The 26345-nt window shown below is 65.3% G+C and carries 19 protein-coding genes; 16 read left to right on the top strand and 3 right to left on the bottom strand.

The window, feature by feature from the left end; translation table 11 throughout:
* Nucleotides 1-121: 121 nt before the first annotated feature.
* From G606_RS0107345 to clpB, 3 genes are all read left to right on the top strand, one after another.
* Nucleotides 122-967 carry a YggS family pyridoxal phosphate-dependent enzyme gene (locus G606_RS0107345; RefSeq protein WP_026645421.1) on the top strand — a complete coding sequence of 282 codons (846 nt, stop codon included), beginning with the start codon at nt 122-124 and terminating at the stop codon, nt 965-967.
* Nucleotides 968-1019: 52 nt separating this feature from the next.
* Nucleotides 1020-1838: a fumarylacetoacetate hydrolase family protein gene (locus G606_RS0107350; RefSeq protein ID WP_026645422.1), complete on the top strand. Its 819-nt coding sequence runs from the start codon at nt 1020-1022 to the stop codon at nt 1836-1838.
* Nucleotides 1839-2148: 310 nt separating this feature from the next.
* Nucleotides 2149-4848 (top strand): ATP-dependent chaperone ClpB, encoded by a 2700-nt coding sequence (gene clpB / locus G606_RS0107355; RefSeq protein ID WP_026645423.1) that lies wholly within the window; start codon nt 2149-2151, stop codon nt 4846-4848.
* Nucleotides 4849-4973: 125 nt separating this feature from the next.
* Here clpB and G606_RS0107360 read toward each other — a convergent pair whose 3' ends face one another.
* Nucleotides 4974-6359 carry a P-type ATPase gene (locus G606_RS0107360; RefSeq protein ID WP_026645424.1) on the bottom strand — a complete coding sequence of 462 codons (1386 nt, stop codon included), beginning with the start codon at nt 6357-6359 and terminating at the stop codon, nt 4974-4976.
* A gap of 159 nt (nt 6360-6518) precedes the next feature.
* On the opposite strand from G606_RS0107360, the gene G606_RS0107365 reads away from it, so the two are divergent.
* The 13 genes from G606_RS0107365 (at nt 6519) to G606_RS10230 (ending at nt 21752) form a co-directional block, all read left to right on the top strand.
* Complete coding sequence (locus tag G606_RS0107365; protein WP_026645425.1) at nt 6519-7181, top strand: orotate phosphoribosyltransferase; 663 nt, start codon at nt 6519-6521, stop codon at nt 7179-7181.
* Between the two features lie 39 nt (nt 7182-7220).
* Nucleotides 7221-8027, top strand: coding sequence for a TrmH family RNA methyltransferase (locus G606_RS0107370; protein WP_026645426.1), 807 nt, complete (start codon nt 7221-7223; stop codon nt 8025-8027).
* A 117-nt stretch (nt 8028-8144) separates the two neighbouring features.
* Nucleotides 8145-9161, top strand: coding sequence for an ATP-binding cassette domain-containing protein (locus tag G606_RS10225; RefSeq protein ID WP_051198679.1), 1017 nt, complete (start codon nt 8145-8147; stop codon nt 9159-9161).
* Nucleotides 9158-10036, top strand: a complete 879-nt coding sequence (locus G606_RS0107380) for an ABC transporter permease (protein ID WP_231371454.1) — start codon at nt 9158-9160, stop codon at nt 10034-10036. The genes G606_RS10225 and G606_RS0107380 overlap by 4 nt, the downstream gene beginning before the upstream one ends.
* 148 nt (nt 10037-10184) lie before the next feature.
* Complete coding sequence (gene gatC, locus G606_RS0107385) at nt 10185-10481, top strand: Asp-tRNA(Asn)/Glu-tRNA(Gln) amidotransferase subunit GatC (RefSeq protein ID WP_026645428.1); 297 nt, start codon at nt 10185-10187, stop codon at nt 10479-10481.
* Between the two features lies 1 nt (nt 10482).
* A complete protein-coding gene (gatA, locus tag G606_RS0107390; protein ID WP_026645429.1) occupies nt 10483-12024 on the top strand; it encodes an Asp-tRNA(Asn)/Glu-tRNA(Gln) amidotransferase subunit GatA in 1542 nt (513 codons plus the stop codon).
* A gap of 21 nt (nt 12025-12045) precedes the next feature.
* Complete coding sequence (gene gatB / locus G606_RS0107395) at nt 12046-13545, top strand: Asp-tRNA(Asn)/Glu-tRNA(Gln) amidotransferase subunit GatB (RefSeq protein ID WP_026645430.1); 1500 nt, start codon at nt 12046-12048, stop codon at nt 13543-13545.
* 166 nt (nt 13546-13711) lie between these two features.
* On the top strand, nt 13712-14770 hold the full coding sequence (locus G606_RS0107400; protein ID WP_026645431.1) for a GNAT family N-acetyltransferase: 1059 nt from the start codon (nt 13712-13714) through the stop codon (nt 14768-14770).
* Nucleotides 14771-14840: 70 nt separating this feature from the next.
* The gene (locus tag G606_RS0107405) at nt 14841-15152 is read left to right on the top strand and encodes a DUF2469 domain-containing protein (RefSeq protein WP_026645432.1); all 312 of its coding nucleotides are present in this window, start codon (nt 14841-14843) and stop codon (nt 15150-15152) included.
* Nucleotides 15153-15345: 193 nt separating this feature from the next.
* On the top strand, nt 15346-16935 hold the full coding sequence (locus G606_RS0107410; protein WP_026645433.1) for an NAD(P)/FAD-dependent oxidoreductase: 1590 nt from the start codon (nt 15346-15348) through the stop codon (nt 16933-16935).
* A gap of 286 nt (nt 16936-17221) precedes the next feature.
* Complete coding sequence (rho, locus tag G606_RS0107415) at nt 17222-19078, top strand: transcription termination factor Rho (protein ID WP_231371455.1); 1857 nt, start codon at nt 17222-17224, stop codon at nt 19076-19078.
* 111 nt (nt 19079-19189) lie between these two features.
* Entirely contained in the window at nt 19190-19597 is a 408-nt protein-coding gene (locus G606_RS0107420; protein ID WP_026645435.1) for a chorismate mutase, read from the top strand.
* 160 nt (nt 19598-19757) lie between these two features.
* On the top strand, nt 19758-21752 hold the full coding sequence (locus G606_RS10230) for a tubuliform spidroin (RefSeq protein ID WP_133120926.1): 1995 nt from the start codon (nt 19758-19760) through the stop codon (nt 21750-21752).
* Between the two features lie 123 nt (nt 21753-21875).
* Here G606_RS10230 and valS read toward each other — a convergent pair whose 3' ends face one another.
* Both valS and G606_RS0107435 read right to left on the bottom strand, forming a co-directional pair.
* Nucleotides 21876-24656, bottom strand: a complete 2781-nt coding sequence (gene valS, locus G606_RS0107430; protein WP_026645436.1) for a valine--tRNA ligase — start codon at nt 24654-24656, stop codon at nt 21876-21878.
* 138 nt (nt 24657-24794) lie between these two features.
* Nucleotides 24795-26336 (bottom strand): ABC transporter substrate-binding protein, encoded by a 1542-nt coding sequence (locus G606_RS0107435; protein WP_026645437.1) that lies wholly within the window; start codon nt 26334-26336, stop codon nt 24795-24797.
* Nucleotides 26337-26345: the final 9 nt, after the last annotated feature.

A 26345-nucleotide genomic window follows, 5' to 3' on the forward strand; every position in this document is an offset into this window, starting at 1 on the left:
TGACGTAGGAACATCGAGGGACGACTTGTGTGCATGATAACGAATTGCGGTAAGGTAAGGTCGTGCGGGACGGAGAGGAAAGCGTGCCGCACGACCCCGGAATATTAGTGATGGGAACGTCATGACGGCCTATATGGATTACAAGGACCTCGCGAACGAGTCGATCGACGATACGCGTGCCGGCGAGATCGCCGACGGCGTGCACCGCGTGCTCGACCGCGTCGCACGGGCGCAGATGGTCAGCGGACGCGAGGAGGGTTCAGTCACGCTGCTCGCGGCGACGAAGACGCGCGACGTCGGCGAGATCATGGCCGCGATCGATGCGGGCGTGCATATGATCGGCGAGAACAGGCCACAGGAGATCGCCGTCAAAATCGACGGACTGCGGTATCTGTGCGCGCAGCGCGGCATCGTGCTCGGCACGAGCGACGTCGAAACGGTCGGCAACCTCGAACTCACCGACGATCCGGAGGCGCTCGACCATCTGCCGCTGCATCTGATCGGACAACTGCAGAGCAACAAGATCAACAAGGTGCTGCCGGACGCCGACGTCATCGAATCGGTCGATTCCCTCGATCTGGCATGCAAGATCGGACGACGTGCCGCGTTGCGCGGCGCCGACGTCGGTGTGCTGCTCGAGGTCAACGAATCGGGCGAGCCGACGAAATCGGGATGCGACCCCGACGAAGCCTTCGAGCTGGCACTGCAGATCGCCGAGATCGACGGCATCGAGCTGCAAGGACTGATGACGGTCGGCGCGCATGTGGACGACGAGGCCGTCGTGCGTCGCGGCTTCGCGCATCTGCGCGACCTGCGCGACCGCGTGCGCGCATCGGGCGCCGAGGGCACCGCCGACTGCGTCGAGCTGTCGATGGGCATGAGCGGCGACATGGAGTACGCGATCGCCGAAGGCTCGACGATCGTGCGCGTCGGCACGGCGATCTTCGGCGAGCGCGCGTTCAAGTAGACGCCGCGCGCGCCGGACGAGGCCGTTGTGCAGCCGTTGTACACTGTGCCGTATGAGACTTGCACGTTTTTCCAACGATGACACGCCCCGGTACGCCTTCGTGCAGACCGACGAGGCGGAGGACAAGGACTATCTCGTCGTGCTCGAGGGCTACCCCTTCGGCGGTCAGGTGCGGCCGACCGGCGAACGCATTCCGCTCGATTCGGACGGCGTGCGGCTGCTCTCGCCGGTCATCCCGTCGAAGGTGTACGGGCTGGCGAAGAACTACGAGGCGCATGCGAACTACATGTTCGAGCAGGGCCAATCGACGGTGCGGCATGCGCCCGAGGAGATGGTCATCTTCATGAAGCCGTCGACCTCGGTCATCGGCCCGGACGATCCGATCGTGTTCCCGGCTTGCTCCGACGACATGAACTTCGAGCCCGAAGTGGCCGTCGTCATCGGTCGCATCACGAAGAACGTGTCCGTCGAGGAGGCGATGGACCACGTCCTCGGCTTCACCTGCGTCAACGACGTGACGCTGCGCGACCTGCAGGGCTCCGACCCGATGTGGACGCGCGCGAAGGGCTTCGACACGTCGTGCCCGCTCGGCCCGTGGATCGTGACGCGCGACGACTTCCATTGGCGCGACGCGGCAATCTCGTTCACGCTCAACGGCGAGGACGTGCCGAAGGCGAGTGGCACGACGGCCAATCTGATCCATTCGATCCCCGAGCAGATCGCGTTCATCTCGAGCTTTTCGACGCTGCTGCCGGGCGACGTCATCCTCACCGGCACGCCGGACGCATCCGGCAGTCTCAAGCCGGGCGACGAGGCGGTCGTGCACGTCGACGGCATCGGCGATCTGCGCAACGTCGTCGTGCGCGCATAGGAGGCGCGCGGTGCTCGCGATCGTCTAGTGCACGGCGCTGAAAGAAAGCTGAAAGGAACATGAAGAAGGCTGTCCGCTGAAAGCGGGCGGCCTTCTTCATGTTCTGCGTCAGAATTGCAGAGGATGGTCCGTCGAAGCGGTAGCCTTCATCAAATCTCAAAACTTGAGCGAGATTCGCTCAAGTTTCGGGAATAAGTGATCTGCGGCGTCGGTTGACAATATCAGACAAATGAAGCCGTGGGCGCGCGGGCCCCGTCGTGCGCGACGCACAGCCGGGAAGGCGCGCCCATGTGCAGCAATGGAGGATGATATGGAACAGAAGTTTACGACAATGGCACAGGAGGCGCTCGGCGACGCGATCCAGAGCGCTTCGGCGGCCGGAAACCCGCAGGTCGAGCCGCTGCACCTGCTCGACGCGCTGCTGCGTCAGGAGCACGGCGTCGTCCGTGGCCTGATCGAGGCCTGCGGAGGCAATGTGCAGACGATCGGCGCCGCCGTGCGCAACGCGCTCGTTGCGCTGCCGAGCGCGTCGGGATCGTCGACGACGCAGGCACAGGCGAGCCGCCAGCTGACGGCCGCGATCGCGAAGGCCGAGGCCGCGATGAAGGAGATGGGTGACGAATACGTCTCCACCGAGCATCTGCTGCTTGGCATCGCCGAGGCGACGCCGAACGACGCCGCGAAGATCCTCGACAGCAACGGCGTGACCGCCGCGAAGATCCGCGAGCAGATCCCGGGCATCCGCGGAGGCGCAAAGGTGACGAGCCCGGACGCCGAAGCCTCGTACAAGGCGCTCGAGAAGTACTCGACCGATCTGACGGCGCGCGCGAAGGAAGGCAAGCTTGATCCGGTCATCGGCCGCGATCAGGAGATTCGCCGCGTCATCCAGATCCTCAGCCGCCGCACGAAGAACAACCCGGTGCTCATCGGCGAGCCTGGCGTCGGCAAGACCGCTGTCGTCGAAGGCCTCGCGGAGCGCATCGTCGCCGGCGACGTGCCGAGCACGCTGCAGAACAAGCGCCTGATCAGCCTCGATCTGGGATCGATGGTCGCCGGTTCGAAGTACCGCGGCGAATTCGAGGAGCGCCTCAAGAGCGTGCTCGACGAGATCAAGCAGTCCGACGGGCAGATCATCACGTTCATCGACGAGATCCACACTGTCGTCGGCGCCGGTTCGGCCGAAGGCTCGATGGATGCCGGCAACATGCTCAAGCCGATGCTCGCGCGTGGCGAACTGCGTCTGATCGGCGCGACGACGCTTGACGAATACCGTGAGAACATCGAGAAGGATCCGGCGCTTGAACGCCGCTTCCAGCAGGTCTTCGTCGGCGAGCCGTCGGTCGAGGACACGATCGCGATCCTGCGAGGCCTCAAGCAGCGCTACGAAGCGCACCACAAGGTGACGATCGGCGACGACGCGCTCGTGGCTGCCGCGACGCTGTCGAACCGCTACATCACCGGCCGTCAGCTGCCGGACAAGGCAATCGATCTCGTCGATGAAGCCGCCGCGCATCTGCGCATGGAACTCGATTCGCAGCCGGAGGAGATCGACGAGCTGCAGCGCAAGGTCACGCGTCTCGAGATGGAGGAGATGCAGCTGAAGAAGGCCGAGGATCCGGCGTCGAAGGAACGGCTGATGAAGCTGCAGTCCGAACTCGCCGACAGCCGCGAGAAGCTGCATGGTCTCAAGGCCCGTTGGGACGCCGAAAAGGCGGACCGCAACAAGGTCGGCGACCTGCGCGCCAAGCTCGACGAGAAGCGCGTCGAGGCCGACAAGGCGACGCGCGCCGGCGACCTCGCGCAGGCGAGCCGCATCCTCTACGGCGAGATCCCGCAGATCCAGAAGGAGCTCGCCGCCGCGGAGACGGCCGACGAGCAGGCCTCCGAGTATGCGCACAAGGAAGAGCCGATGGTCCCCGACCATGTGGACGCCGACTCGATCGCCGGCATCATCTCGGAATGGACCGGCATCCCGGTCGGCCGTCTGATGCAGGGCGAGAACGAGAAGCTGCTGCATATGGAGGAGTACCTCAACGAACGCGTCATCGGACAGCCGGAAGCCGTCGAAGCGGTCTCTGACGCCGTGCGCCGCTCGCGCGCCGGCATCTCGGATCCGAACCGTCCGACCGGTTCGTTCCTGTTCATGGGACCGACCGGCGTCGGCAAGACCGAGCTCGCGAAGGCGCTCGCCGAATTCCTCTTCGACGACGAGAAGGCGATGGTCCGCATCGACATGAGCGAGTACATGGAGAAGTCCTCCGTGTCCCGCCTCATCGGCGCGGCCCCCGGCTACGTCGGCTACGAGGAGGGTGGCCAGCTCACCGAGGCCGTGCGTCGTCGTCCGTACTCGGTCGTGCTCTTCGATGAGGTCGAGAAAGCGAACCGTGAGGTCTTCGACATCCTGCTGCAGGTGCTCGACGACGGCCGTCTGACCGATGGCCAGGGTCGCACCGTCGACTTCAAGAACACGATCCTGATCATGACGTCCAACCTCGGCTCGCAGTTCCTCGTCAACCCGGACCTGAACGAGCAGGAGAAGCAGGACGCGGTGATGAACGCCGTGCACACGCAGTTCCGTCCGGAGTTCATCAACCGTCTCGACGACCTCGTGATCTTCCATCCGCTGACGCGTCAGGAGCTCGGCAAGATCGTCGACCTGCAGGTCAAGCAGGTCGCGTCGCGCCTGACCGACCGTCGCATCACGCTCGACGTGACCGAAGCGGCCCGCGAATGGCTCGCCGACACCGGCTACGACCCGGCCTACGGCGCCCGTCCGCTGCGTCGCCTCGTGCAGACCGAGGTCGGTGACCAGCTGGCGCGCATGCTGCTCGCCGGCAAGGTCCACGACGGCGAGACGGTGCTCGTCGACCACACCGGCGGCGACCATCTCGAACTGTCGGTGCATCAGCGCAACCCGATGGATGGCGACGACAACCCGCTCGACACCGAAGTGCACATCGGCGGCGACACGAAGTCGGACGATGCGAAGTCGGATGATTCGACGAAGTGACTTGGTCGCGATGACGAATGGTCATCGATAGGCGCGGATAGTCACCGATGAACGATGCCCCGGCGGGCGCTCTCTGCAGCGCCCGCCGGGGCATCGTCGTATATCGTCAATGTGCGCGGCAGCGTTCAGCGGTCGATGCGCGCGCGGCGCAGTCGCAGCGCGTTGAGGAGGACGGCGAGCGACGAGAGGAACATCGCGATGCCCGCGAGACTCGGGTCGAGCATCCAACCGGTGAAGGGGTAGAGGACGCCGGCGGCGATCGGAATGCCGATGAGGTTGAAGACGAAAGCCCAGATCAGGTTCTCCTGGATGTTGCGCACCATCGTCTTCGACAGGCGGATCAGCTGCGGGACGCATGCGCCGCCGGGCACGTCGGTGACGACGTCGGCGTGCGTGAAGTTCGCGTCGATGTCCTTCGTGACGACGACGGCGATGTCGGTGGCGTTGCGCACGGTGACGTCCTCGGAGCCGTCGCCGACGAACATCAGCGCGGCGTCGGCGCTCGCACGGCGTTCGTCGATGCGGTGCACGGCCTCGGCGGTGTAGGAGGCATCGACGACGTCGACGCTCAAGCCGCGGTCGAGCAATGCGTCGATTGTTTCACGTGAAGCTTCGGCAAGCGTGGACGAGAACACGACGGCGCGCACGTCCTTCGCCTGCTGGAGCGCGCCCGTCGTCAGCACACGCATGCCGGCGCGGCGCGCGCGGTCGGTCGCGAAGGTCGCGGCGAGCGGCGCCGCCCAGCCGAGCGAGACCGGGCATGCGATGATCAGAACGCCGATCGCCATCAGCAGCGCGGGCGCGAGGGCGGGCTGCCTGCCGAAGATCATCCAGACGACGAAGGTCCACACGGCGATCAGGAAGACGATCGGCACGAGGACGCGCGACAGACGGTCGACCTTCGTCTGCAGCGGGAAGGCGGCGCGTCGCGGCAGCCAACGGTCGCTCATCAGACGTGCGAGCAGCACGAGCGTGATGATGACGCCGGTCACCTGGAAATACACGTCGTGCATCGAATCGGGCAGCACATCCTCGGCGAAGCAGACGACCAAGCTGTAGACGTAGGCGGCGCCCGCGCCGACGGCGGCGAGCGAGTTCATATTCGGCACGCGCCGGCGGATCGCCGACCAGCCGTCGATGTGGATCGGGTAGCCGCTGTAGAACATGACCGGCGTGATGATGATCGCCTGCAGCCACGGCGCGATCAGCCACGGGGGGATCAGCGACGGGCGCATCATGTGCAGCAGATCGGGGATGACGACGAGCAGTGTGAGCACGACGGCGACGATCACCTGCGCCGTCAGCAGCCGCACGCTCGCAGCGTTGTCGGAACGGCGGGTGCGCAACGTGTCGCCGGCGTGCACCGGCTCCTGTTCCGGCTGGTCGCGGAAGGCGCCGGCCTCGGCGTCGGCGGCGCGCGCGGCGGCGCCGAAGAAGAACCGGATCGTCAGGAACGTGATCAGCAACGCCACGACGACGCACAGCACCGCGATGAACAGATTCAATCCCATAGACGCTCCCTGCGTTTGCGTGAGGCGGCCGTCACCGGCGACACCAACTCGTTTCGAGACACCACCACTGTACGCGATGGTATGTGCGGAAGGCATGTGTGATTTGGCTGTGTGATTTGGCTGTTCGATTTGACGGGGCGCACGGCTACGCTGGCGTACATGAGTGAAGAAGCTTCCACGTTCCGCAAGACCGCATCCGCTTCCCGACGCGACGAGGGTGCCGCGCCGACGACGGCCGACGAGGCCGCCTTTGCGCTGATGGAGCCGCGCGACCAGCTCAAGACGCTGCTGCGCGCCCATATGGCCGACCGTCCGTTCTCCGAACTGTCGCCGGTCACCTTCGACCACCGCGGCGCGTCGCTGATCGGCCACATCATGCTTGACACGCTCGAGGAGCAGGGCTATTCGATCGCCGACTTCGACGCCGTCGGCGCGCTGACGGCCGCCGCCGTGCCGATCGTCTGCTCGATGATGCACGCCGCGGCCTCGCGCGGCGAGGCGCTCGACGGCTTCGTCATGGACTTCGTCTATCCTGCCACGAAGGGTCCGTCGATTGAAGGCCGCCGTGTCGTCCTCGTCGATTCGTGGCTGTCCGAGAAATCGTATGTGCAGACGTCGTCGCTCGTCACACTGCGCAACGGCAACGAACTGAGCCTTGATTTCGGCATCGTCGACGCGGCCGGCGCCGAGGTCGTCGCGATCACGTCGCTCATCGGCGGCGTCGACATGGAGCAGCCGACGGTGCGCGTCATCGACCCGGTCAGCGGCGAGGCCACCGAAGTGCCGTTCGTCGAGACCTTCCACGAATCCGAGCTGCACTGAGCGGCTCCCGGCACGACGCGCAGACGGGAGGGACGTACGATGCACGAACCGAATCCGATCGATGTGGCGGCAAAGGCCTCGGGCGAGCCGTCGTTCCGCGAAGTGGGTGTGGGGCCTTGGGAGCAGGCGCATCCGGGCGAGCCGCGTCCTGCCGACGCGCGCTACGATACGGCGCTGCTCGACGAGGGCGACCGGCGCAACGTTCTCGACCGCTACCGCTATTGGAGTGTCGACGCGATCCGCGACGATCTCGACATGCGCGGGCGTCACTTGTTTGAAGTCGCGATTGAGAATTGGACGCACGATTTCAACATCGGGTCGATCGTGCGCACGGCGAACGCGTTCACGGCGAACCGCGTGCACATCGTCGGTCCGCATAAATGGAATCGCAAGGGCGCGTTGATGACCGAGCTGTATCAGCACGTCGTCAATCATCCGTCGATTCATGATTGCGTCGACGACTGGCGGCGCCGCATTGCGAACGAGCGCGACGAGGCGCATTCGCGCATCGCCGCGCTTGAACGCGCGCGCGACGCGGGTGTTTTGGACGCCGCCGACGCGGAGCGTGAACTGCTGTATGCATGCCGCGACTTGCGCACCGCCGAGGACGCGAAAGTCATCGCGATGGACATCATCGACGGCGCCGTGCCGATCGAGACCTACCGCTTCCCCGAACGCTGCCTGCTGCTGTTCGGCGCCGAAGGGCCGGGACTGTCCGAGAAGGCGCTCGAGCTCGCCGACGACGTCGTCTACATCAGTCAGTTCGGCTCCGTGCGTTCGATCAACGCCGGCGCCGCCGCCGCCGTGGCGATGCATGCATGGATCGCACAGCACGCGGCTGTGTAATCGATAAGCACAGGACACAGCACGCGGCTGTGTAATCGCCGGCCGTAATCTCATCTTGCCGCCGTATCGTGGTCGTGCGGCATCGCTTGCGGCGTGCGCTTGCTACGATGCGGCCTCATGATGGAACTCAACGGCGTCTGCAAATCATTCGGCGCCAAACCAATACTCGATCATGTCAGTTTCACGGCGCCCGACGGCGTCGTCACCGGCTTCGTCGGGCCCAACGGTGCCGGCAAATCGACGACGATGCGCATCCTGCTCGGCCTCATCGCGCCGAACGAGGGCACCGCGCTCGTCGACGGCGTCCCCTACACGCGCTGCGCGTCGCCGATGGCGTGCGTCGGCGCCGTGCTCGACGCACGCTGCGCGCCGAAGAATCGTTCGGCCTACGCGTATCTCAAATCGCTCGCCTACACGAACAACATTCCGAAGTCGCGCATCGACGAAGTGCTCGATCTGACGGGATTGGCGAGCGCGCGCATGACGAAGGCCGGCCGTTTCTCGCTCGGCATGGGACAGCGTCTCGCAATCGCCGCCGCGATGCTCGGCGATCCGAAGAACCTCGTGCTCGACGAGCCGGTCAACGGCCTCGACGCCGAAGGCGTCAAATGGGTGCGTGACCTGTGCCGCAACAGCGCGGCCGCCGGACGCGCCGTGCTGCTCAGCTCGCATCTGATGAGCGAGGTCGCGCTCACCGCGGACACGCTCGTCATCATTGGCCAGGGACGCATCCTCAAATGCACGACGGTCGCCGATTTCGTCTCCGAACATTCGCGGCCGCTGATCTCGGTCGTCACGCCGGACGTCGACAAGTTGCATGCGATGTTCGCGCATTCGCCGGGTGTGCGCATCACCGAGACGGCGCTCGCGGACGGCTATCCGCACGATGCGCGCGCGTTCAGCATCGAAGGCGCCGATCTGGAGACCGTCGCGCGCGGCTTCGTCGCCAATCAGATCGTCGCCTACCGTTTCGCGCGCGAACAGGTCTCGCTCGAGCAGGCGTATATGGAGCTCACGCATGCGCACGCGCAGTACGTCGCGGCGCCGATCGGCGCGATGCCGCCGCAGCAGGCGATGCGGCAGCCGCAGCCGGCGAATCCGACGATTCCGACGATGAACGGAGGTGCGCGATGAGCGCGATGACAACGACCGCGCGGCGTGCACCGCGACTGACCTTCGGCGGCGCGCTGCGCGCCGAATGGTGCAAGATCTGGAGTGCGACGTCGACCTATGTGCTCGGCGTCCTCACGATCGCGTTCCTGCTGATCAACAGCGCGATGATGGGATGGCTGCTGTCGCTGCTCGCCTCCGATATCACGCCGGTCGGCCATGAGGACATCTGGTCGACGGCGAGCGCCGGCGCCTCCAATGCGCTCGTCATCGTCGGCATCCTCGGCGTCATGGCGCTGACGGGCGAGTTCAGTTCATCGTCGATCGTCTCGTCGCTCACCGTGGATCCGCGGCGCGCGATGTTCATGCATGCGAAGGCCCTCGTCGTCGCCGCCGTCACGTTCCTCGCGTCCCTCGTCGGCGTGCTGCTCGCGTGGGGCGTCGCCGCGGCGATGGTTGGCCCACATCTGACGACCGGCACGAAATGGACGCCGGCTGCGATGCCGGTCGTCACATTGCTCGGCCTGCCGCTGATGATGGCCTTCGCGGCCGTGCTAGCGATGGGGCTCGGCGCGATCTGCCGTTCGACGGTGGGCGGAGTGTTGTGCGTCGTCGTGCTGTTCACGATTGTGCCGTCGGTGCTGCAGATGGCGCAGCTGCTCGGCCGCCGTTATCTGTGGATCACGTCGATCAACAACTGCCTGCCGGCGAACGCGTTGACGGCCTTCCTCAGCGCCGGCGCGAGCACCTTCGCGAACGACGCGGCGGCGGTCCTGGACATCGACGGCGCGCAGCCGTTCCAGCCTGCATGGGGCATGGCCGGCCTGATCTTCGTCGTCTGGAGCGTCGTGTTCTACGCCGTCGGTGTGCTGATGATGTGCCGCCGCGACGTGAAGTGACGATGTCCCGCCGCTGATATGGTGTTGCAGCGCGGCGATTGCCCGACGACGTCGGCAATCGCCGCGTTTCGCATCGTGCGCCGTTCGTGTCCGTCGACTCTCGCCTCGTGGTGGAGCCTCGTCACATTTGGTTCGTATAGTTGAAGGCATGCCTACATTCACACGTGAAGAAATCATGCATCTGGGCGATCTCGCCCGGATTGCGCTCACCGACGAGGAAATCACCCGCATGCAGAGCGAGCTCAACGTCATCGCCGATTCGATCAATTCGGTCCAGGAGGCTGTGACCGACGACGTGCAGCCGACCGCCAATCCGGTGCCGCTCGAGGCCTATCTGCGCCCGGACGTGCCGGCCAAGCCGCTCGACCGCTCCGAGGTGCTCGCCTCGGCGCCGGCGACCGAAGACGGCATGTTCGTCGCGCCGCAGATCCTGGGGGAGGAGTGAGATGACCGACCAGAACGAACTCGTCAAGCTGTCCGCATACGACATGGCGCGCAAGCTGCGCGCGAAGGAGGTGTCGAGCCGCGACCTCGTGGCCGCCGAACTCGATGTCATCGAAGCCGCCGAGCCGAGCATCAAGGCCTTCCTCAAGATCGCCGGCGAAGCCGCGCTCGAGCAGGCCGACGCCTTCGACAACCTGTCCGACGACGAGAAGGCCGAGCTGCCCGAGCTCGCCGGCGTCCCGATCGCGGTCAAGGACATGATCGTGACGAAGGGCATCGAGACAACGGCCGCCTCCCGCATCCTCGAAGGCTGGGTCCCGCCGTACGACGCGACCGTCATCGAGAAGCTCAAGGCCGCGCATATGCCGATCCTCGGCAAGACGAACCTCGACGAATTCGCACAGGGCTCATCGACCGAGCATTCGGCCTTCCAGCGCACGTCGAACCCGTGGGACGTCGACCGCGTGCCCGGCGGCTCCGGCGGCGGCTCCGCGGCGGCCGTCAGCGCCTTCGAGGCGCCGATCGCGCTCGGCACAGACACCGGCGGCTCGATCCGTCAGCCCGGCGCGCTCACCGGCACCGTCGGCGTCAAGCCGACCTACGGCGGCGTCTCCCGCTTCGGCGCGATCGCGATGGCCTCGTCGCTCGACCAGATCGGTCCGGTCTCGCGCACCGTCCTCGACTCGGCGCTGCTGCAGGAAATCATCGGCGGCCATGACCGCCGCGATTCGACGTCGATCCCCGAAGGCCCGCGCCCGATGGTCGCCGCCGCGCGCGACGGCCTGCTCAACCGCGATCTCAAGGGCATGAAGGTCGGCCTCGTCAAGGAACTCAACGGCGACGGCTTCCAGCCGGGCGTCGAGGCGCGCTTCAACGAAGCCGTCAAGAAGCTCGAGGCGATGGGCGCCGAAGTCGTCGAGGTCTCGTGCCCGCACTTCAAGTACGCGCTCGGCGCCTACTACATCATCATGCCGTCCGAAGTCAGCTCGAACCTCGCCCGCTACGACGGCATGCGCTACGGCCTGCGCGTCATGCCGCCCGAGGACGTCCCGCAGACGGCCGCGAACATGATGGCCTACACGCGTGAGGCAGGCTTCGGCGACGAAGTCAAGCGCCGCATCATCCTCGGCACCTACGCGCTGTCCGCCGGCTACTACGACGCGTGGTACGGCTCGGCGCAGAAGGTGCGCACGCTCATCATCGACGATTTCCGCAAGGCCTTCGAACAGGCCGACGTCCTCGTCTCCCCGACGAGCCCGTCAACGGCGTTCAAGTTCGGTGAGAAGATGGACGATCCGCTCGCGATGTACATGAACGACATCGCGACAATCCCGGCGAACCTCGCCGGCGTGCCGGCGATGAGCATCCCGGCCGGCCTGTCCGACGACGGCCTGCCGGTCGGCTTCCAGTTCATCGCGCCGCAGCAGCGCGACGAGGTCATGTACAAGCCGGCCGCCGCGCTCGAAGCCGCGCTCGAAGAGGACTGGAACGGACCAATCTGGCAGTCACTCAAGACGCCGTGGCTCGATGGACTCAACAAGTAAGGGTGACAGGAAGAGAATATTATGGCTGAAAAATTGATGAAGTATTCCGAAGCCGTCAAGAAGTTCGATCCGGTCATCGGTCTCGAGACGCACGTCGAGCTGTCGACGAACACGAAGCTGTTCTGCCCGGCGCCGATCTCCTTCGGCGCCGAGCCGAACACCGAGCTGACGCCGGTGAGCCTCGGCCTGCCGGGTTCGCTGCCGGTCGTCAACGCGGCCGCCGTCGACTACGCGATCAAGCTCGGCCTCGCGCTGCACTGCCAGATCAACGAGTGGAGCCAGTTCGCCCGCAAGAACTACTTCTATCCGGACATGCCGCGTGACTACCAGATCTCGCAGTACGACAAGCCGACGAACGGCGAAGGTTACCTCGACGTCGAACTCGAGGACGGCACCGTCTTCCGCGTACCGATCGAGCGCGCGCACATCGAGGACGATGCTGGCAAGAACACGCACGTCGGCGGTTCCGACGGCCGTATCGAAGGCGCCGACCATTCGCTCGTCGACTACAACCGCGCCGGCGTGCCGCTCATCGAGATCGTGACGAAGCCGATCGAGGGCGCGGGCGACCGCGCTCCGGAGATTGCCGGCGCCTACATGCGCGCGATCCGCGACATCGTGCGTGCGCTCAACATCTCGCACGCCCGTATGGAGCAGGGCAACATGCGCGCCGACGTCAACGTCTCGCTGCGCCGCGACCCGTCCGACCCCTTCGGCACGCGTTCCGAGACGAAGAACGTCAACTCGTTCCGCGGCATCGAACGCACGATCCAGTACGAGATCCGCCGTCAGGCCGCGATCCTCGAGGACGGCGGCGAGATCCTGCAGGAGACGCGTCACTGGGACGAGGCGACGCAGACGACGGCCGGCGGCCGCGTCAAGTCGGACGCCGACGACTACCGCTACTTCCCGGATCCCGATCTCGTCATGCTCCACATCACGCCGGAGCACGTCGAGCGCATCCGCGCGATCATGCCGGAAATGCCGCGCGAACGCCGCAACCGCCTCAAGGACGAATGGAAGTTCTCCGACACGGAGATGCGCGACGTCATCAACGCCGACGCGCTCGACCTCATCGAGGAGACCGTCAAGCTCGGCGCGACGCCGTCGGGCGCGAAGAAGTGGTGGCTCGGCGAGCTCTCGCGTGAGGCGAACGCCAAGGGCGTCAGCCTCGAAGAGCTGCCGATCGACGCGCAGGAGGTCGCCGACGTCGAGGCACTCATCGCCGACGGCAAGCTCAACGACAAGCTCGCCAAGCAGACGGTGAGCCTCGTGCTCGCCGGCGAAGGCACGCCTGCCGAGATCGTCGAGAAGCACGGCTTCAAGGTCGTCTCCGACGACGGTGCGCTGCAGGCAGCCGTCCAGGAGGCGCTTGACGCGAATCCGGACGTCGTCGAAAAGCTCAAGGGCGGCAACATGAAGCCGATGGGCGCAATCATCGGCGCCGTCATGCGCGCGACGAAGGGCCAGGCGGACGCGAAGGCCGTCACGAAGATCGTCCTCGAGAAGATCAAGGGCTGAGTACTTCGGCAATCGCCCACGCAGGCCGGGGCGGCGGACATCGATCGTGTCCGCCGCCCCGGCTCGCATTTGGACGCGCCGACGCCGAGGACATGGGCGTACACTACAATGGCAGGACTGGAGAGCATGGGAGAACGCTCCAGTCGCCAAACAAAAAAGGAACAACATGACGCACAGTGATGAACGTCGCGAGGAGGAACGGGAACGGTCGCGCGTGCTGCCCACGCGTATCACGATTCCCGACATTCTGGGGGAGATGGTGTATCTGCGGCCGGCCACATCGAAGGACCTGCCGCTCATGGACAAGCTTGACGCCTACGTGAACGCGTCAGGCATCACCGGCAAGGACCGCGTCGCCGAACGCGCGGCCGTGCACGCGTGGGTGAGCCGTTCCGAAGCATGGACGCAGGGCGCCGACGTCGGCGACGGCGTCGACGACCCCGAGCACCGCCGCACGATCGCGTGGGCGCTGATGACGACGCCCGACGACAACGACGAAACCGTCAACGCGCAGAACGCGACCGAATTCCTCGGCATGATCTTCCTGATCGACATCGACGGCTGGGCGCGTTCGGCGCGCATCCAAGTCGTGCTCGGCAAGGACTTCCGCGGACGTGGCTATTCGCGCGATGCGATGCCGCGCGTCATGACCTACGGCTTCGCCGACCAGCCGGAAGGACTCGGGTTGCACCGCATCTGGGTGGCCGTGCCCGAGAAGAACACGCGCACCTTCTCCGTCTACCAGTCGCTCGGCTTCGTGCCCTCGGGCACGTCGCGCGACGCGCTGTGGGACAACCGCCTCGGCAAATACCAGGACCTCAACGTGCTTGACACGCTCGTCGACGAATTCGACCCGGTGCGCGCGATGGACGCCTTCGGCATGCACGTCATTACGTCGAACCCCGGCATGGAGAAGGCGTTGTCGCTCCACCAGCATTCGATGGCGATCAAAAAGCAGGAGCTGCGCGAGGCCGGACTGTTGAAGGACCTCGACGACGAACGCCAACGCGTCGCCGACGCCGTGACGGCGCGCGACGACGTGCAGGCGCCGACGCTCGGCGAGACGCTGCACCGCGACGCCGAACGCATCGCCGGCGACGACGTCGATGCCGAGAACGCATGGCCGTACAACAACGCCGAACGCAACACGTCGAAGAAGGCGTGGTGGCGTACGCTGGGACGCGACCGCAACCGTCACGGCGCGGCCGCGCACGACGATCAGTGAACGGGCGGATGAAGGCAACAGACACGAAGGACACGAAAGACACGAAGGACAGGAGCATGAGCGAGTAACCATGAGCGCCGAAGACCTCGACAACTATGAGACCGACGCCGAACTGGCGTTGTACAAGGAATACCGTGACGTCATCAAGCTGTTCACCTACGTCGTCGAGACGGAACGGCGGTTCTATCTGGCGAACAAGGTGGATTTCAACGTCCGTTCGGCCGGGCAGGACGTCTACTTCGACGTGCAGCTCTCCGACGCATGGGTGTGGGACGTCTACCGGTCGAATCGCTTCGTCAAGAACGTGCGTATCGTGACCTTCAAGGACGTCAACGTCGAAGAGGTGCAGAAGAGCGACATCGACATCCCCGACGGCATCTGAGGAGTCCGAACAACGTGATGCAGTGCCCCCTATGGCCTTCCTATGGCCATAGGGGGCACTAGACTGCTGCGAAGCGCGATATTCCATGCGCACGACAATCCCAAGACTTGCGCGGTACCGGCGCGAGGATGCGCGATGCGAAGTTTTCAGCAGCGATCGATCGGCAGAACCAATGTTGAAGGAGAACGTGAACGTGTCTGACAAGCAAACCGTAGTGATCATCGGCGGTGGCCCCGCCGGTCTCACGGCCGCCTGGGAGCTCGTCAAGGACGGCGGCGCCGACAAGTACGACGTCACGGTCCTCGAGGAATCGCAGGAATTCGGCGGCATCGCGCGCACCGTCAAGCACGACGGCAACCGCATGGACATCGGCGGCCATCGTTTCTTCTCGAAGGACGATCGCATCATGCGCTGGTGGGCGGATACGCTGCCGCTGCAGGGCGCCCCGTCCTACGACGACAAGAAGCTTGGCCGCGTGCATGAGCTCGAGCCGGGCGGACCCGATCCGGAGACGACCGACAAGGTCATGCTCAAGCGCCACCGCGTCTCGCGCATCTTCTGGAACAAGCATTTCTTCGACTACCCGATTTCGCTGTCGATGAACACGTTGAAGGCGATGGGCCCGAAGCTCACTGTCGTGGCCGGCTGCTCGTACCTCAAGTCGGTGTTCCACAAGCTGCCCGAGGACAATCTCGAGAACTTCTACATCAACCGTTTCGGCCGCAAGCTGTATTCGATGTTCTTCGAGGGCTACACCGAGAAGCTCTGGGGACGCCATCCGTCGGTCATCTCGGCCGACTGGGGTTCGCAGCGCGTCAAGGGCCTGAGCATCATGGGCGTGCTCAAGAACGCGTTCCGCAAGCTGCTGCCGAAGAAGCGTGACGCCGAAGAGGTCGAGACCTCGCTCATCGAGGAGTTCTGGTACCCCAAGCTCGGTCCGGGACAGCTGTGGGAGACGGTCGCGAAGAACGCCGAGGACGCCGGCGTCACGATCATCAAGGGCGCGAAGGTCGTCGAACTCGATCAGCAGGACGGACACATCGCCTCGCTCGTCTATGAGGATGAGCACGGCGTGCGCACGACGCTCGAAGCCGACGAATTCATCTCGTCGATGCCGATCAAGGATCTCGTCGAGGCGATCGACGACGGCACCGAGCATGCGCCGAAGGACATCGTGCGCATCGCCGATGGCCTGCCGTACCGCGACTTCGTCACCGTCGGCCTGCTTGTCAAGCACCTGAAGCTCAAGAACACGACCGACATCCCGACGCTCGGCAACCCGCCGATCGTGCCGGACTGCTGGATCTACGTGCAGGATCCGGGCTACAAGGTCGGCCGTCTGCAGATCTTCAACAACTGGAGCCCGTACCTTGTCAAGGACGTCGACGATACCGTCTGGATCGGCCTCGAATACTTCTGCGAGGAAGGCGACGATTTCTGGAACATGAGCGACGACGAGGCGACGCGCTTCGCGATCAGCGAGCTGACGCGCATGGGTGTCATCAACGGCTCGCACGAAGTACTCGATGCGCATCGCGAACGCGTCAAGAAGGCGTATCCGGCGTACTTTGACACCTACGACGAGATGCCGGAAGTCGTCGACTATCTCGACTCCTTCGGCAACCTGTACTGCGTCGGCCGCAACGGCCAGCACCGCTACAACAACATGGACCATTCGATGGCGACGGCGATCGAGGCCGTCTGCAACATCAAGTCCGGCAAGCCGACGAAGGAGAACATCTGGTCGGTCAACACCGACAAGTCCTATCACGAATCCAAGTGATTCCACGATCCCGGGCGGCCCGCGCGCAGACGACGTGCGGGCCGCCCGGAATCGTCTTCCGGCTCGTCACAGCCGGTTTCGTCGCGCGCTCCGGCTAAGGTGTGTCCTGTCCGGCATGAATGCGGACATTCCCTTTCGCGAACATATGACGCATGACATATGTACGTATGTGCTTTCCGTATATGTTCATATATTCGCAAACCCTGTGTGAAGCCATCGCGCCGTCTCTGGGCGCATGGTCGAAGAAAGGCACAACCAAGTGGTTACAACCTCGAAACTAGAAGACATGAAGCTTCCTGAGCTCAAGGAACTCGCCAAGCAGATGGGTCTGCGTGGCGTTTCGACGATGCGCAAGGGCGCATTGCTTGCAACGTTGCAGGCCGCGCGCAATGGTGAGGCCGCGCCGGCGGGGGTCACCGTGCGCGCGCCGAAGCAGACCAAGGATTGGCAGCCGGTCGTGACGGAGCCGTCGGCGGCCGCGCGCGCCGCACAGGCCGCAGCGGCACAGTCCGCGTCGACACAGTCCACGTCGAAGCAGCCGGAATCGAAGGAATCCGCATCGTCGACGAAGGTCGTCATCGACGAGCCGAAACCGGAAAGCAATATGGAGATGCACGTCACTGCCCGTCGTGTGCGCAAGCGCCACGACGAGGCCGCCGCGCAGTCCGAACAGCGTCAGCCGCAGCAGCAGAACTCTTTCGATATCGACGACCAGCCGAAGCGCCGCGCGCGCCGCGGACACGAGGAACAGCGCGCCGTCCGTCGCCGTCTGCCGGCGCCACCCGCCGGCGAGAACGTCAATCTTGACGAGATCCTCGACGCGCTACCGGGCGTGCCGTCGCACAGCCATGACGAGCAGCGCGAGAATCGTCGCGGACGCAACGATCGCAATGATCGCAACAACAATCGCAATGACCGCAACGATCGCAATAACAACCGCCGCGGACGCGGCCGCGACAACGAGAACCGCCGCGACGACGCGAGCGCGCAGCGCGACGACCTCGTGCCGGTCGCCGGCATCGTCGATGTGCTCGACTCCTACGCGTTCATCCGCACTTCCGGCTATCTGCCCGGCCCGAACGACGTGTATGTGAGCATGGGTCAGGTCAAGAAGTACGGCCTGCGCAAAGGCGACGCCGTCAAGGGCTCGATCCGCACGCCGCACGAGGGCGACCGCCGCAATCAGCGTCAGAAGTTCGTGCCGCTGCAGTCGATCGATTCAATCAACGGCATGAGCGTCGAAGAGGCCGCGCGACGCCCGCAGTTCAGCAAGCTCACGCCGCTCTACCCGAACGAGCGACTCAAGATGGAGACGACGGCGAACCGCCTGACCGGACGTCTCATCGATATCGTCTCGCCGATTGGCAAAGGCCAGCGCGGCCTGATCGTCTCGCCGCCGAAGGCCGGCAAGACGATCACGCTGCAGAACATCGCAAACGCGATCGCGACGAACAACCCTGAGGTCTATCTGATGGTCGTCCTCGTCGACGAACGACCCGAAGAGGTCACCGACATGGAGCGCACCGTGCAGGGCGAGGTCATCTCGTCGACCTTCGATCGCCCCGCCTCCGACCACACGACGGTCGCCGAACTCGCGATCGAACGCGCGAAGCGTCTTGTCGAACTCGGCCAGGACGTCGTCGTGCTGCTCGATTCGATGACGCGACTCGCGCGCGCCTACAACATCGCCGCGCCGGCTTCGGGACGCATCCTGTCCGGCGGCGTCGACGCGCAGGCGCTCTATCCGCCGAAGAAGTTCTTCGGCGCGGCGCGCAACATCGAAAACGGCGGCTCGCTGACGATCATCTCGTCGGCGCTCGTCGAAACCGGCTCGAAGATGGACGAGGTCATCTTCGAGGAGTTCAAGGGCACCGGCAACATGGAGCTGCGCCTGAGCCGCGAACTCGCCGACAAGCGCATGTTCCCGGCCGTCGACATCAACGCGTCCGGCACGCGCCGCGAGGAGCTCATCACCGATCCGCAAACGCTGCCAATCATCTACCGTCTGCGCCGTCTGCTCGGCGGTCTCGAACCCGAGCAGGCCTACCAGACGCTCGTGCCGCGCCTGAAGAAGACGATGACGAACCGTGATTTCTTCGCCGCGCTCGTCCAACAGGGCGGCGGCTCGCTCAACAGCAACTGATCTTTTCGGTCAGTTGATCATCCGATTGCTGACGGGGGACGGCACTGCCGCCCCCGTTTCGCATATCCGCGCCGCGTCGCGCTAACCACACCGCGCGCTAAGGTGGAACGCATGACTACCACGGAGGATGGCTGGCGCGCCGACGCGCGCGAGGAGGCGACCGACATCGACGCCTTCGCACAATCGGATGACCCGCAGATGCAGCACATTGTAGAACGCATCGACACATTGCGCGCATCGATCGACAACATCGACATGGCAATCGTCGCACTGCTCGCCGAACGATTCAAGGCGACCGCGCAGGTAGGTGCGCTCAAGGCACGCGCCGGTTTCGCCGCCGCCGACTATGCGCGCGAGGAGCAGCAGATGGAACGGCTGCGTCTCATCGCGCAGGCCGCCGGCCTCGACGTCGAAATCGCCGAACAGTACCGTGAATTCGTCGTAACCGAGACGAAGCGGCGACATCGTCGCATCGCCGAGCAGGGAGGCGACGCCGGCGTCCTCGACATCTTCGCGTGATCTGCGCTTCGCCGACGGAGGAGGCGGCCTCAGCGGCTGCGACTAGGGTGGAGGAGACGTGGGCGGCGGCGCGCAAAGCCGTCCGCACAACGACTCATGAATGACCCATGAACGATTCATGAATGACTCACGGCGAACGGGACGGCGGAGGGAGCACGGGATGCGACGAGCGTGGATACGGGTGTGCGCGGCGGCGACGGTGGCGGTATGCGCCGCCGTGCCGTGCGCAGTCGCAATCGCCGATGCCACAGCGCGCGCTGCGGCATCCGTCGTCTCCGCCGATGCCGCCGCCGAGCGTTTCGCCCAACATGACGTGTTCACGATGGCGACGACGAGCGGCGGCGCGCACCGCTACTATCTGGCTGCTGTTTCCCAATCTGCGTCTGCCAACAGCGACGTGACGTCGATGACGGCAGACGGACGGCTGCCGTGGACGATTGACGTCGATTACGCGCTCAACGGACCGAACGTCGACGCTTCCGCGCTCACGAACGCCAAAGGCACCGTGCAGATCCATGTGCGCGTCGCGCCGGACATGCGCGTCGACGAGGCCGCGCGCCGCTATGCGCGGCGGCTGCGGCCATTCGTGACCTTCACGTTGCCGGCGCAAGGCGTCAAGGACGTGAGCGCCGACGAAGGCGTCGCGATCAGTCGGCACGGCGACGCGATCGTCGTCTCGGCGACGGCCGCGCCCGGCACAACGCTCGATACGCGAGTCTTCGTTGAGGCGACGAAATTCTCGATGGGCGACATCGCCGTCGCCGCATTGTCCGCTGATTCGACGGCCGCCTACGGCGACGGCCTGCGCGCGCTCGGTGCACAGTCGGCGACGCTCACCGCGGCAATCAACAATGATGACGACCGCGACGACGACAATGCGAACGCTGCGTTCCTCGCGACGCTGACGCAGCTGCGCGATCAGGAACGCACGCTCGCCAAGCAGCAGATCGCCAAACTCAAGAAGGCACATCAACAGGCCTTCCACGACTACATGGCCGCCTACGTCGGCTCGTACACGAATCATCTATCCGGATCGATCGGCACGAAGACGCAGATGACGGCGCTGATGGGCACGGCCGGCGAACTCAAAGGGGACACGCCGCTCGCGCACGCTGTCACCGGGCTGGCGGCGGCCGTCAACAACGTCTCCGACGCCTATCAGCACATCGGTGCCGCCGACGAAGTCGACAGGATCATCACGCGCATCCGGCAGCAGGGCACCGGCGGATTGGTCGACGAACTCAAGCGGACGGCCGGCGAACAGGCGCGCATCGGCGCGCAGATGTACGCGGACGGCCAAGGGCAGCTGTCGCGCGCGATGATTCCGTATTCGATGGCGTACACCGATGTCTATACCTCCGAACTCAACGACCTGACCGGCGGCGACCTCGCGCGCGCAGGCACGGCGTCCGCCGAGGCGATCGCGGCGACGAACGCGCGCAACGGCTCCGGCACGCTCGGCGACGACATGGCCGGCGTCGACGCGGCGATGGCGACGCTCGCCTCGGCGCGCGAACACACCGGCGCGGCGAACGCGGCCGAGCAGATACTGCAGCGGTTCCCCGACGAACTCGCCGACGGCGGCAGCTCCGGCGGCGTCGCGGACGTGCGCATGCAGCTGCAGCCGGTTTTGCGCGATTCACCGCTGATGCAGGCGGCTTATGAACAGTGGCTGCGCAATCCACTCGGCGGTCAGGCGCGTGCGCGGCGCGCGGCGCGCATCGCCGACGCCGAAAAACGGCAGCAGGCGGCACACGGCGCGAAGGACATGTCGACGCTTGTGACGCCGTCGGCCAACGATGCGTCGGCAGAGATCTCGAAATACGCCGGATCGGTGACCTCGTCGCTTGGCGGTGACGGCGGCGGCGATAAATTCGCTGGCGGCGACGGCGACGCATCGCACAAGCAGGCGGCGTCGAAGGCGATCTCCGCGGACGGGTGGATGGCGCTCGTCGACGCGAATCCGTGGGAGCGCGAGTTCCTCGCCGCCGACACGCAGCCGGTCATCGACGAGACGGTGCGCATCGCGTCGGTCAGGTCGGCGCTCGACGCAACGGCCGACGACCTCGCGAAGGGCGGCGCGCTCGCCGGCGAAGTCACGGGAACGCCCGATGCGCTCGGCACGCGCTTCCTGATCGTGCACGCGGCGAGCTGATGGCGAACGTCCCCGCTGCGGTTGGTGACTGAGCGCACAGGCGGACCGCATCAGCGGCACAACAACGGGAAAGCCCCGGACCTGTTGGGTCCGGGGCTTTCTGCATGCGGCTGATCGGAATCGTCACTGCTTCGGCTTCTTGGCCGGCGGTTCGCCGAGCTCGCTGTCGGCGACGACGATCGTCTCCTCCTCGGTCGTTGCGGCCGGGGCGTCGGCGTTCTCAGCGGGCTGCTTCGGGCGTGCGTACTTTTCCATCAGGTCGCCCGCCTTGCGCAGCGTGATCCGTCCGGTCACGCGCGCCGCTTCAGCAATGTCGCCGAGCGCCGGCGTGAGCGCGTCGCGCATCTCGTCGCTGACATTGAGCATGACGGACAGGATCGGCGTCTTCATCGAGACCTTCGCCTTCGACTTGATGCCGCGCAGCGCCGTGAGCGCATGGCCCGCCTGCGCGAGCAGATCCGGCGATGCCTTGAACGCGGCGGCCGCATAGGGCAGCGGCTTCGGCCACGGCGCGCGGTGCACCGAACCTTCGCCGGCATGCATCCAGCTCCACACTTCTTCGGTCGTGTACGGCAGGAACGGCGCCAGCAGACGCGTGAAGGCGTCCAGACCGAGGCCGAGCGTCGTACGCGCCGACTTGACGGCCTGTGGGCTCGGCGTGTTGCCGGTCGATTCGGCGGTGCCGTAGGCGCGGTTCTTGACGAGTTCGATGTAGTCGTCGCAGAACTGCCAGAAGAAGTCCTCGATCGTTTCGAGCGCTTTCGAATGCTCGTAGTTCTCGAGCGATTCGGTCGCGTCCAGCACGACCTTCGCCATCTTCGCCATTGCGGCGCGATCGAGCGGTTCGGTGACGTCCTGCGGATTCCACGTGGCCGTCGCCGCCTCGCCGACATGATGCTGCTCGTCCTCGCGACCGATCGCGAGCGCGAACTTCGTTGCGTTGAGCAGCTTGATCGCGAGCCTGCGGCCGATTTTCATCTGGCCTTCGTCGTAGGTCGCGTCGAGGCCGAGGCGTGCCGAGGCCGCCCAGTAGCGCACGGCGTCGGCGCCGAACTTCTTGATCGGTTCGTTCGGGACGACGACGTTGCCCTTCGACTTCGACATCTTCTTGTGGTCGGGGTCGAGGATCCATCCGGAGAGCGTCGCGTTCGCCCACGGCAGGCAATGGTTTTCAAGGTCGGCGCGGTCGATTGTGCTGAACAGCCACGTGCGGATGATGTCCTGTCCCTGCGGGCGCAGATCCATCGGGAACGTCGACTTGAAGAACGATTCATTCTCTTCGCCCGGTTCCGCCCACTTCGTGACGATCTGCGGCGTCAGCGACGAGGTCGCCCACGTGTCCATGATGTCCGGCTCGGCCATGAAGCCGTTCGGCTGGTTGCGCTGTTCCTCGCTGTAGCCTTCCGGCACGTCGATCGACGGGTCGATCGGCAGACGGTCCTCGCTCGGTGTCAGCGGGTTCGCATAGTCGGGCTCGCCGTTCTCGTCGAGCGCGTACCACAGCGGGAACGGGACGCCGAAGAAGCGCTGACGCGAGATCAGCCAGTCGCCGTTGAGGCCGTGCACCCAGTTCTCGTAGCGCACGCGCATGAAGTCGGGGTAGAAGTTGAGTTCCTTGCCGCGTTCGATGAGTTCGGCGTTGAGACGCTTGTTCGTGCCGCCGTTCTCGAGGTACCACTGGCGCGAGGTGACGATTTCGAGCGGCTTGTCGCCCTTCTCGTAGAAGTTCGTCATACGCATCGTCGGCTTCGGCTCGCCGTCCATGTCGCCGGCGGCCTGCAGCTGTTCGACGACCTCCTTGCGCGCCGAGAACGTCGTCTTGCCTTCGATCGCCTCGAAGTAGGCGCGGCCCTGCTCGTCGCGGATCCAGTCCGGCGTGTCCATGATGATGCGGCCGTTGCGCTGGATGATCGAACGGGTCGGCAGATGCAGGTCACGCCACCATTCGACGTCGGTCATGTCGCCGAAGGTGCAGCACATCGCGATGCCGGCGCCCTTGTCCATTTCGGCGGCCGGGTGCGCGAGGATCGGCACTTCGACGTGGTAGAGCGGCGACGTCACCATCTTGCCGAAGTACGGCTTGTAGCGTTCGTCGTCCGGGTGCGCGATGAGCGCGACGCATGCGGAGAGCAGTTCGGGGCGCGTCGTCTCGATGTAGATCGGCGTGCCGTCCTCGAAGCGGAACGCGATGCGGTGGTAGAAGCCCGGGTATTCGCGCGATTCGAGCTCGGCCTGTGCGACGGCCGTCTGGAACGTGACGTCCCACAGGCCCGGCGCGTCCTTCTGATAGGCTTCGCCGCGCGCGAGGTTGCGCAGGAACGCTTTCTGCGCAACACGGCGCGGATGCTCGCCGATCGTGTGGTAGGTCTGCGACCAGTCGATTGACAGGCCGAGGCTGCGCCACAGGTCCTCGAAGAGCTTTTCGTCCTGCGCGGTGAGCTTCTCGCACAGTTCGATGAAGTTGCGCCGCGAGCACGGCACCTGATCCTTCGCCTGCAGCTTCTTGCCTTCGGTGCCTTCGAACGGCGGCTTGAAATCGGGGTCGTAGGGCAGCGATGTGTCGACGCGCACGCCGTAGTAGTTCTGCACGCGGCGTTCGGTCGGCAGGCCGTTGTCGTCCCAACCCATCGGGTAGAGGACTTCGAAGCCGTTCATGCGCTTGTAGCGTGCGATGATGTCGGTGTGCGTGTACGAGAACACGTGGCCGACGTGCAGATGGCCGGAGACGGTGGGCGGCGGCGTGTCGATCGAATAGACGGCGCTGCGCTCGCCGGGATTGTGGAAGGTGTAGGTGCCGTCTTCGTCCCAGACGGCGCGCCACTTGTCCTCAAGACCGTCCACGCCTACGCGGTCGGGGAGGGGGGTGAGATTGGCGCTGATGGAGATGTCTTCGCTATCAGTCATAACCGTCAGTGTAAAAAGCGTCTATGACATCATCGCCGCCGCGCATACGGCTCGCCGCTTGCGTTTCGCGGTGTGCTGAACCGTGCGGCGAGACGTGTGATTTCGTCGATGTTTCCGGCTGTGCCGGCGGCTGTCTCGTCAGCCGCGCGACGCCAGCCCGGCGAGCGGCAGCCGCCACGACGAATTCTGCGCCGCGACGCCGCTGACCGCGCGTTTCGCGACGACGAAATCCTTGTTCTCGTACAGCCATGCGCTCGCCGCGTCCTGGCTGACGACGCGGTCGAAGTCGCGCATGCGCTCGCGGTACTCGTTGTAGTCGGTCTTGGCGAGCGCATCCTCGTAGATGCGCTGCGCCTCGCCGTTCTGATAATGGAACATCGGCGATCCGTCGACGAAGTTGCGGTAGTCGTCGATTCCCTCAAGCGTGACGAGCGCGCAGTCGTAGTCGCCGCCGGCGACGCGTTTCGTCAGCTCGTCCGTATCGACGACCTCAAGCGTCGCCGGCATCGACAGCACATCGTTGAAGGTCGCCGTGATCTGTTCGCCGACCGCGCGATGCGTCTCATCGGTGAGCACGGTGAACTCATGGAAATACGCGTAGGGGAAGTAGGCGCGCATCGACGCTGCCTTCGCCTCGTCGTAGGGGAACAGGTCGTTCAGATCGACGTAACCCGGCTGCAGCTGCCCGATTGGCCCCGACAGCTGCGCCGCAGACTCCGGCTGCGTTTTCGCGATGCCGGCCGCGTCGATCGCGTAGCGCGTGAGCTGCCGCACCTGCACATCAGAGAACGGGCTCTCCTGCGCGCTGTTGAGCGCGAGCAGCGTCTGGCGCATCCCCAACCCGTCGTCGACGCGCAGCCCGTCGTGCTTCGCGAGCCGCCGCGCCGTCGCCGCCTCACGCGGCAGCGCGACGTCGAGATTGCCCGCCTCAGCCGCGTCGGCGAGCGCCGCCTCGTCCTTGTAATACGCGAGGCGGATGCGCGCCGCCGCCGCCTTGCGCCCCCAGTAGTGGTCGTTACGCGTCAGCGTAATCGACGATCCGTCGCTGGCCGCGACGTCGAAGGGGCCCGAACCGTAGGCGTGGCGCGCGTAGTCGTCGCCGGCGCGCTGCGCCGCGCGCACGTTGTAGACGATGCCGGCGCGTCCGGTGAGCGCCCACAGCAGCCGCGGATTCGGCTTGTGCAGATCGATTGTGAACTGCGAGTCGCTCGTGTTGCGCACGGTGGCGACGTCGCCGAGTTCCTCGTAGCCGACATGCTGATCGGTGATCGTGCGCTGCAGCGACGCGACGACGGCGCTCGCGTCGAGCGCGCTGCCGTCGGCGAAGGTCAGTCCGTCGCGCAGGATGAATGAATAATGCAGCCCGTCGGTCGACGGCACCCAGCGCGCGACGAGGTTCGAGGCGATGGAGACGTCGTCGCCTGTCGTCAGCAGTGTCTCGTAGACGTTGCCGACGAGCGCCTGCTCGACGCCGCGCTCGTCGTTCGTGCGGATGTCGAGCGATGTCGGCTGGTCGGTCAGGCCGACCGTGTATTCGCGTGAGCGGCCGCTCCATGGCGTCGCGCCGCCGTCGCGTCCTCGCATGAAGAAGAACGCTGCGACGATGGCTGCGACGGCGATGATCGCGGCGAACACGATCCATGGCGCGACGCGCGCGCCGCGGGATTCCCGGGTATGCATGAGTGTGCA

Origin of the sequence: Bifidobacterium sp. AGR2158 (assembly GCF_000424225.1) — a bacterium.
Lineage (GTDB): Bacteria > Actinomycetota > Actinomycetes > Actinomycetales > Bifidobacteriaceae > Bifidobacterium > Bifidobacterium anseris.

Bases quoted from the DNA above. Each gene is read 5' to 3' on its own strand.
- G606_RS0107345 (WP_026645421.1), top strand. From the start codon at position 122: ATGACGGCCTATATGGATTACAAGGACCTCGCGAACGAGTCGATCGAC.
- G606_RS0107350 (WP_026645422.1), top strand. From the start codon at position 1,020: ATGAGACTTGCACGTTTTTCCAACGATGACACGCCCCGGTACGCCTTC.
- clpB (WP_026645423.1), top strand. From the start codon at position 2,149: ATGGAACAGAAGTTTACGACAATGGCACAGGAGGCGCTCGGCGACGCG.
- G606_RS0107360 (WP_026645424.1), bottom strand. From the start codon at position 6,359: ATGGGATTGAATCTGTTCATCGCGGTGCTGTGCGTCGTCGTGGCGTTG.
- G606_RS0107365 (WP_026645425.1), top strand. From the start codon at position 6,519: ATGAGTGAAGAAGCTTCCACGTTCCGCAAGACCGCATCCGCTTCCCGA.
- G606_RS0107370 (WP_026645426.1), top strand. From the start codon at position 7,221: ATGCACGAACCGAATCCGATCGATGTGGCGGCAAAGGCCTCGGGCGAG.
- G606_RS10225 (WP_051198679.1), top strand. From the start codon at position 8,145: ATGATGGAACTCAACGGCGTCTGCAAATCATTCGGCGCCAAACCAATA.
- G606_RS0107380 (WP_231371454.1), top strand. From the start codon at position 9,158: ATGAGCGCGATGACAACGACCGCGCGGCGTGCACCGCGACTGACCTTC.
- gatC (WP_026645428.1), top strand. From the start codon at position 10,185: ATGCCTACATTCACACGTGAAGAAATCATGCATCTGGGCGATCTCGCC.
- gatA (WP_026645429.1), top strand. From the start codon at position 10,483: ATGACCGACCAGAACGAACTCGTCAAGCTGTCCGCATACGACATGGCG.
- gatB (WP_026645430.1), top strand. From the start codon at position 12,046: ATGGCTGAAAAATTGATGAAGTATTCCGAAGCCGTCAAGAAGTTCGAT.
- G606_RS0107400 (WP_026645431.1), top strand. From the start codon at position 13,712: ATGACGCACAGTGATGAACGTCGCGAGGAGGAACGGGAACGGTCGCGC.
- G606_RS0107405 (WP_026645432.1), top strand. From the start codon at position 14,841: ATGAGCGCCGAAGACCTCGACAACTATGAGACCGACGCCGAACTGGCG.
- rho (WP_231371455.1), top strand. From the start codon at position 17,222: ATGAAGCTTCCTGAGCTCAAGGAACTCGCCAAGCAGATGGGTCTGCGT.
- G606_RS0107420 (WP_026645435.1), top strand. From the start codon at position 19,190: ATGACTACCACGGAGGATGGCTGGCGCGCCGACGCGCGCGAGGAGGCG.
- G606_RS10230 (WP_133120926.1), top strand. From the start codon at position 19,758: ATGCGACGAGCGTGGATACGGGTGTGCGCGGCGGCGACGGTGGCGGTA.
- valS (WP_026645436.1), bottom strand. From the start codon at position 24,656: ATGACTGATAGCGAAGACATCTCCATCAGCGCCAATCTCACCCCCCTC.
- G606_RS0107435 (WP_026645437.1), bottom strand. From the start codon at position 26,336: ATGCATACCCGGGAATCCCGCGGCGCGCGCGTCGCGCCATGGATCGTG.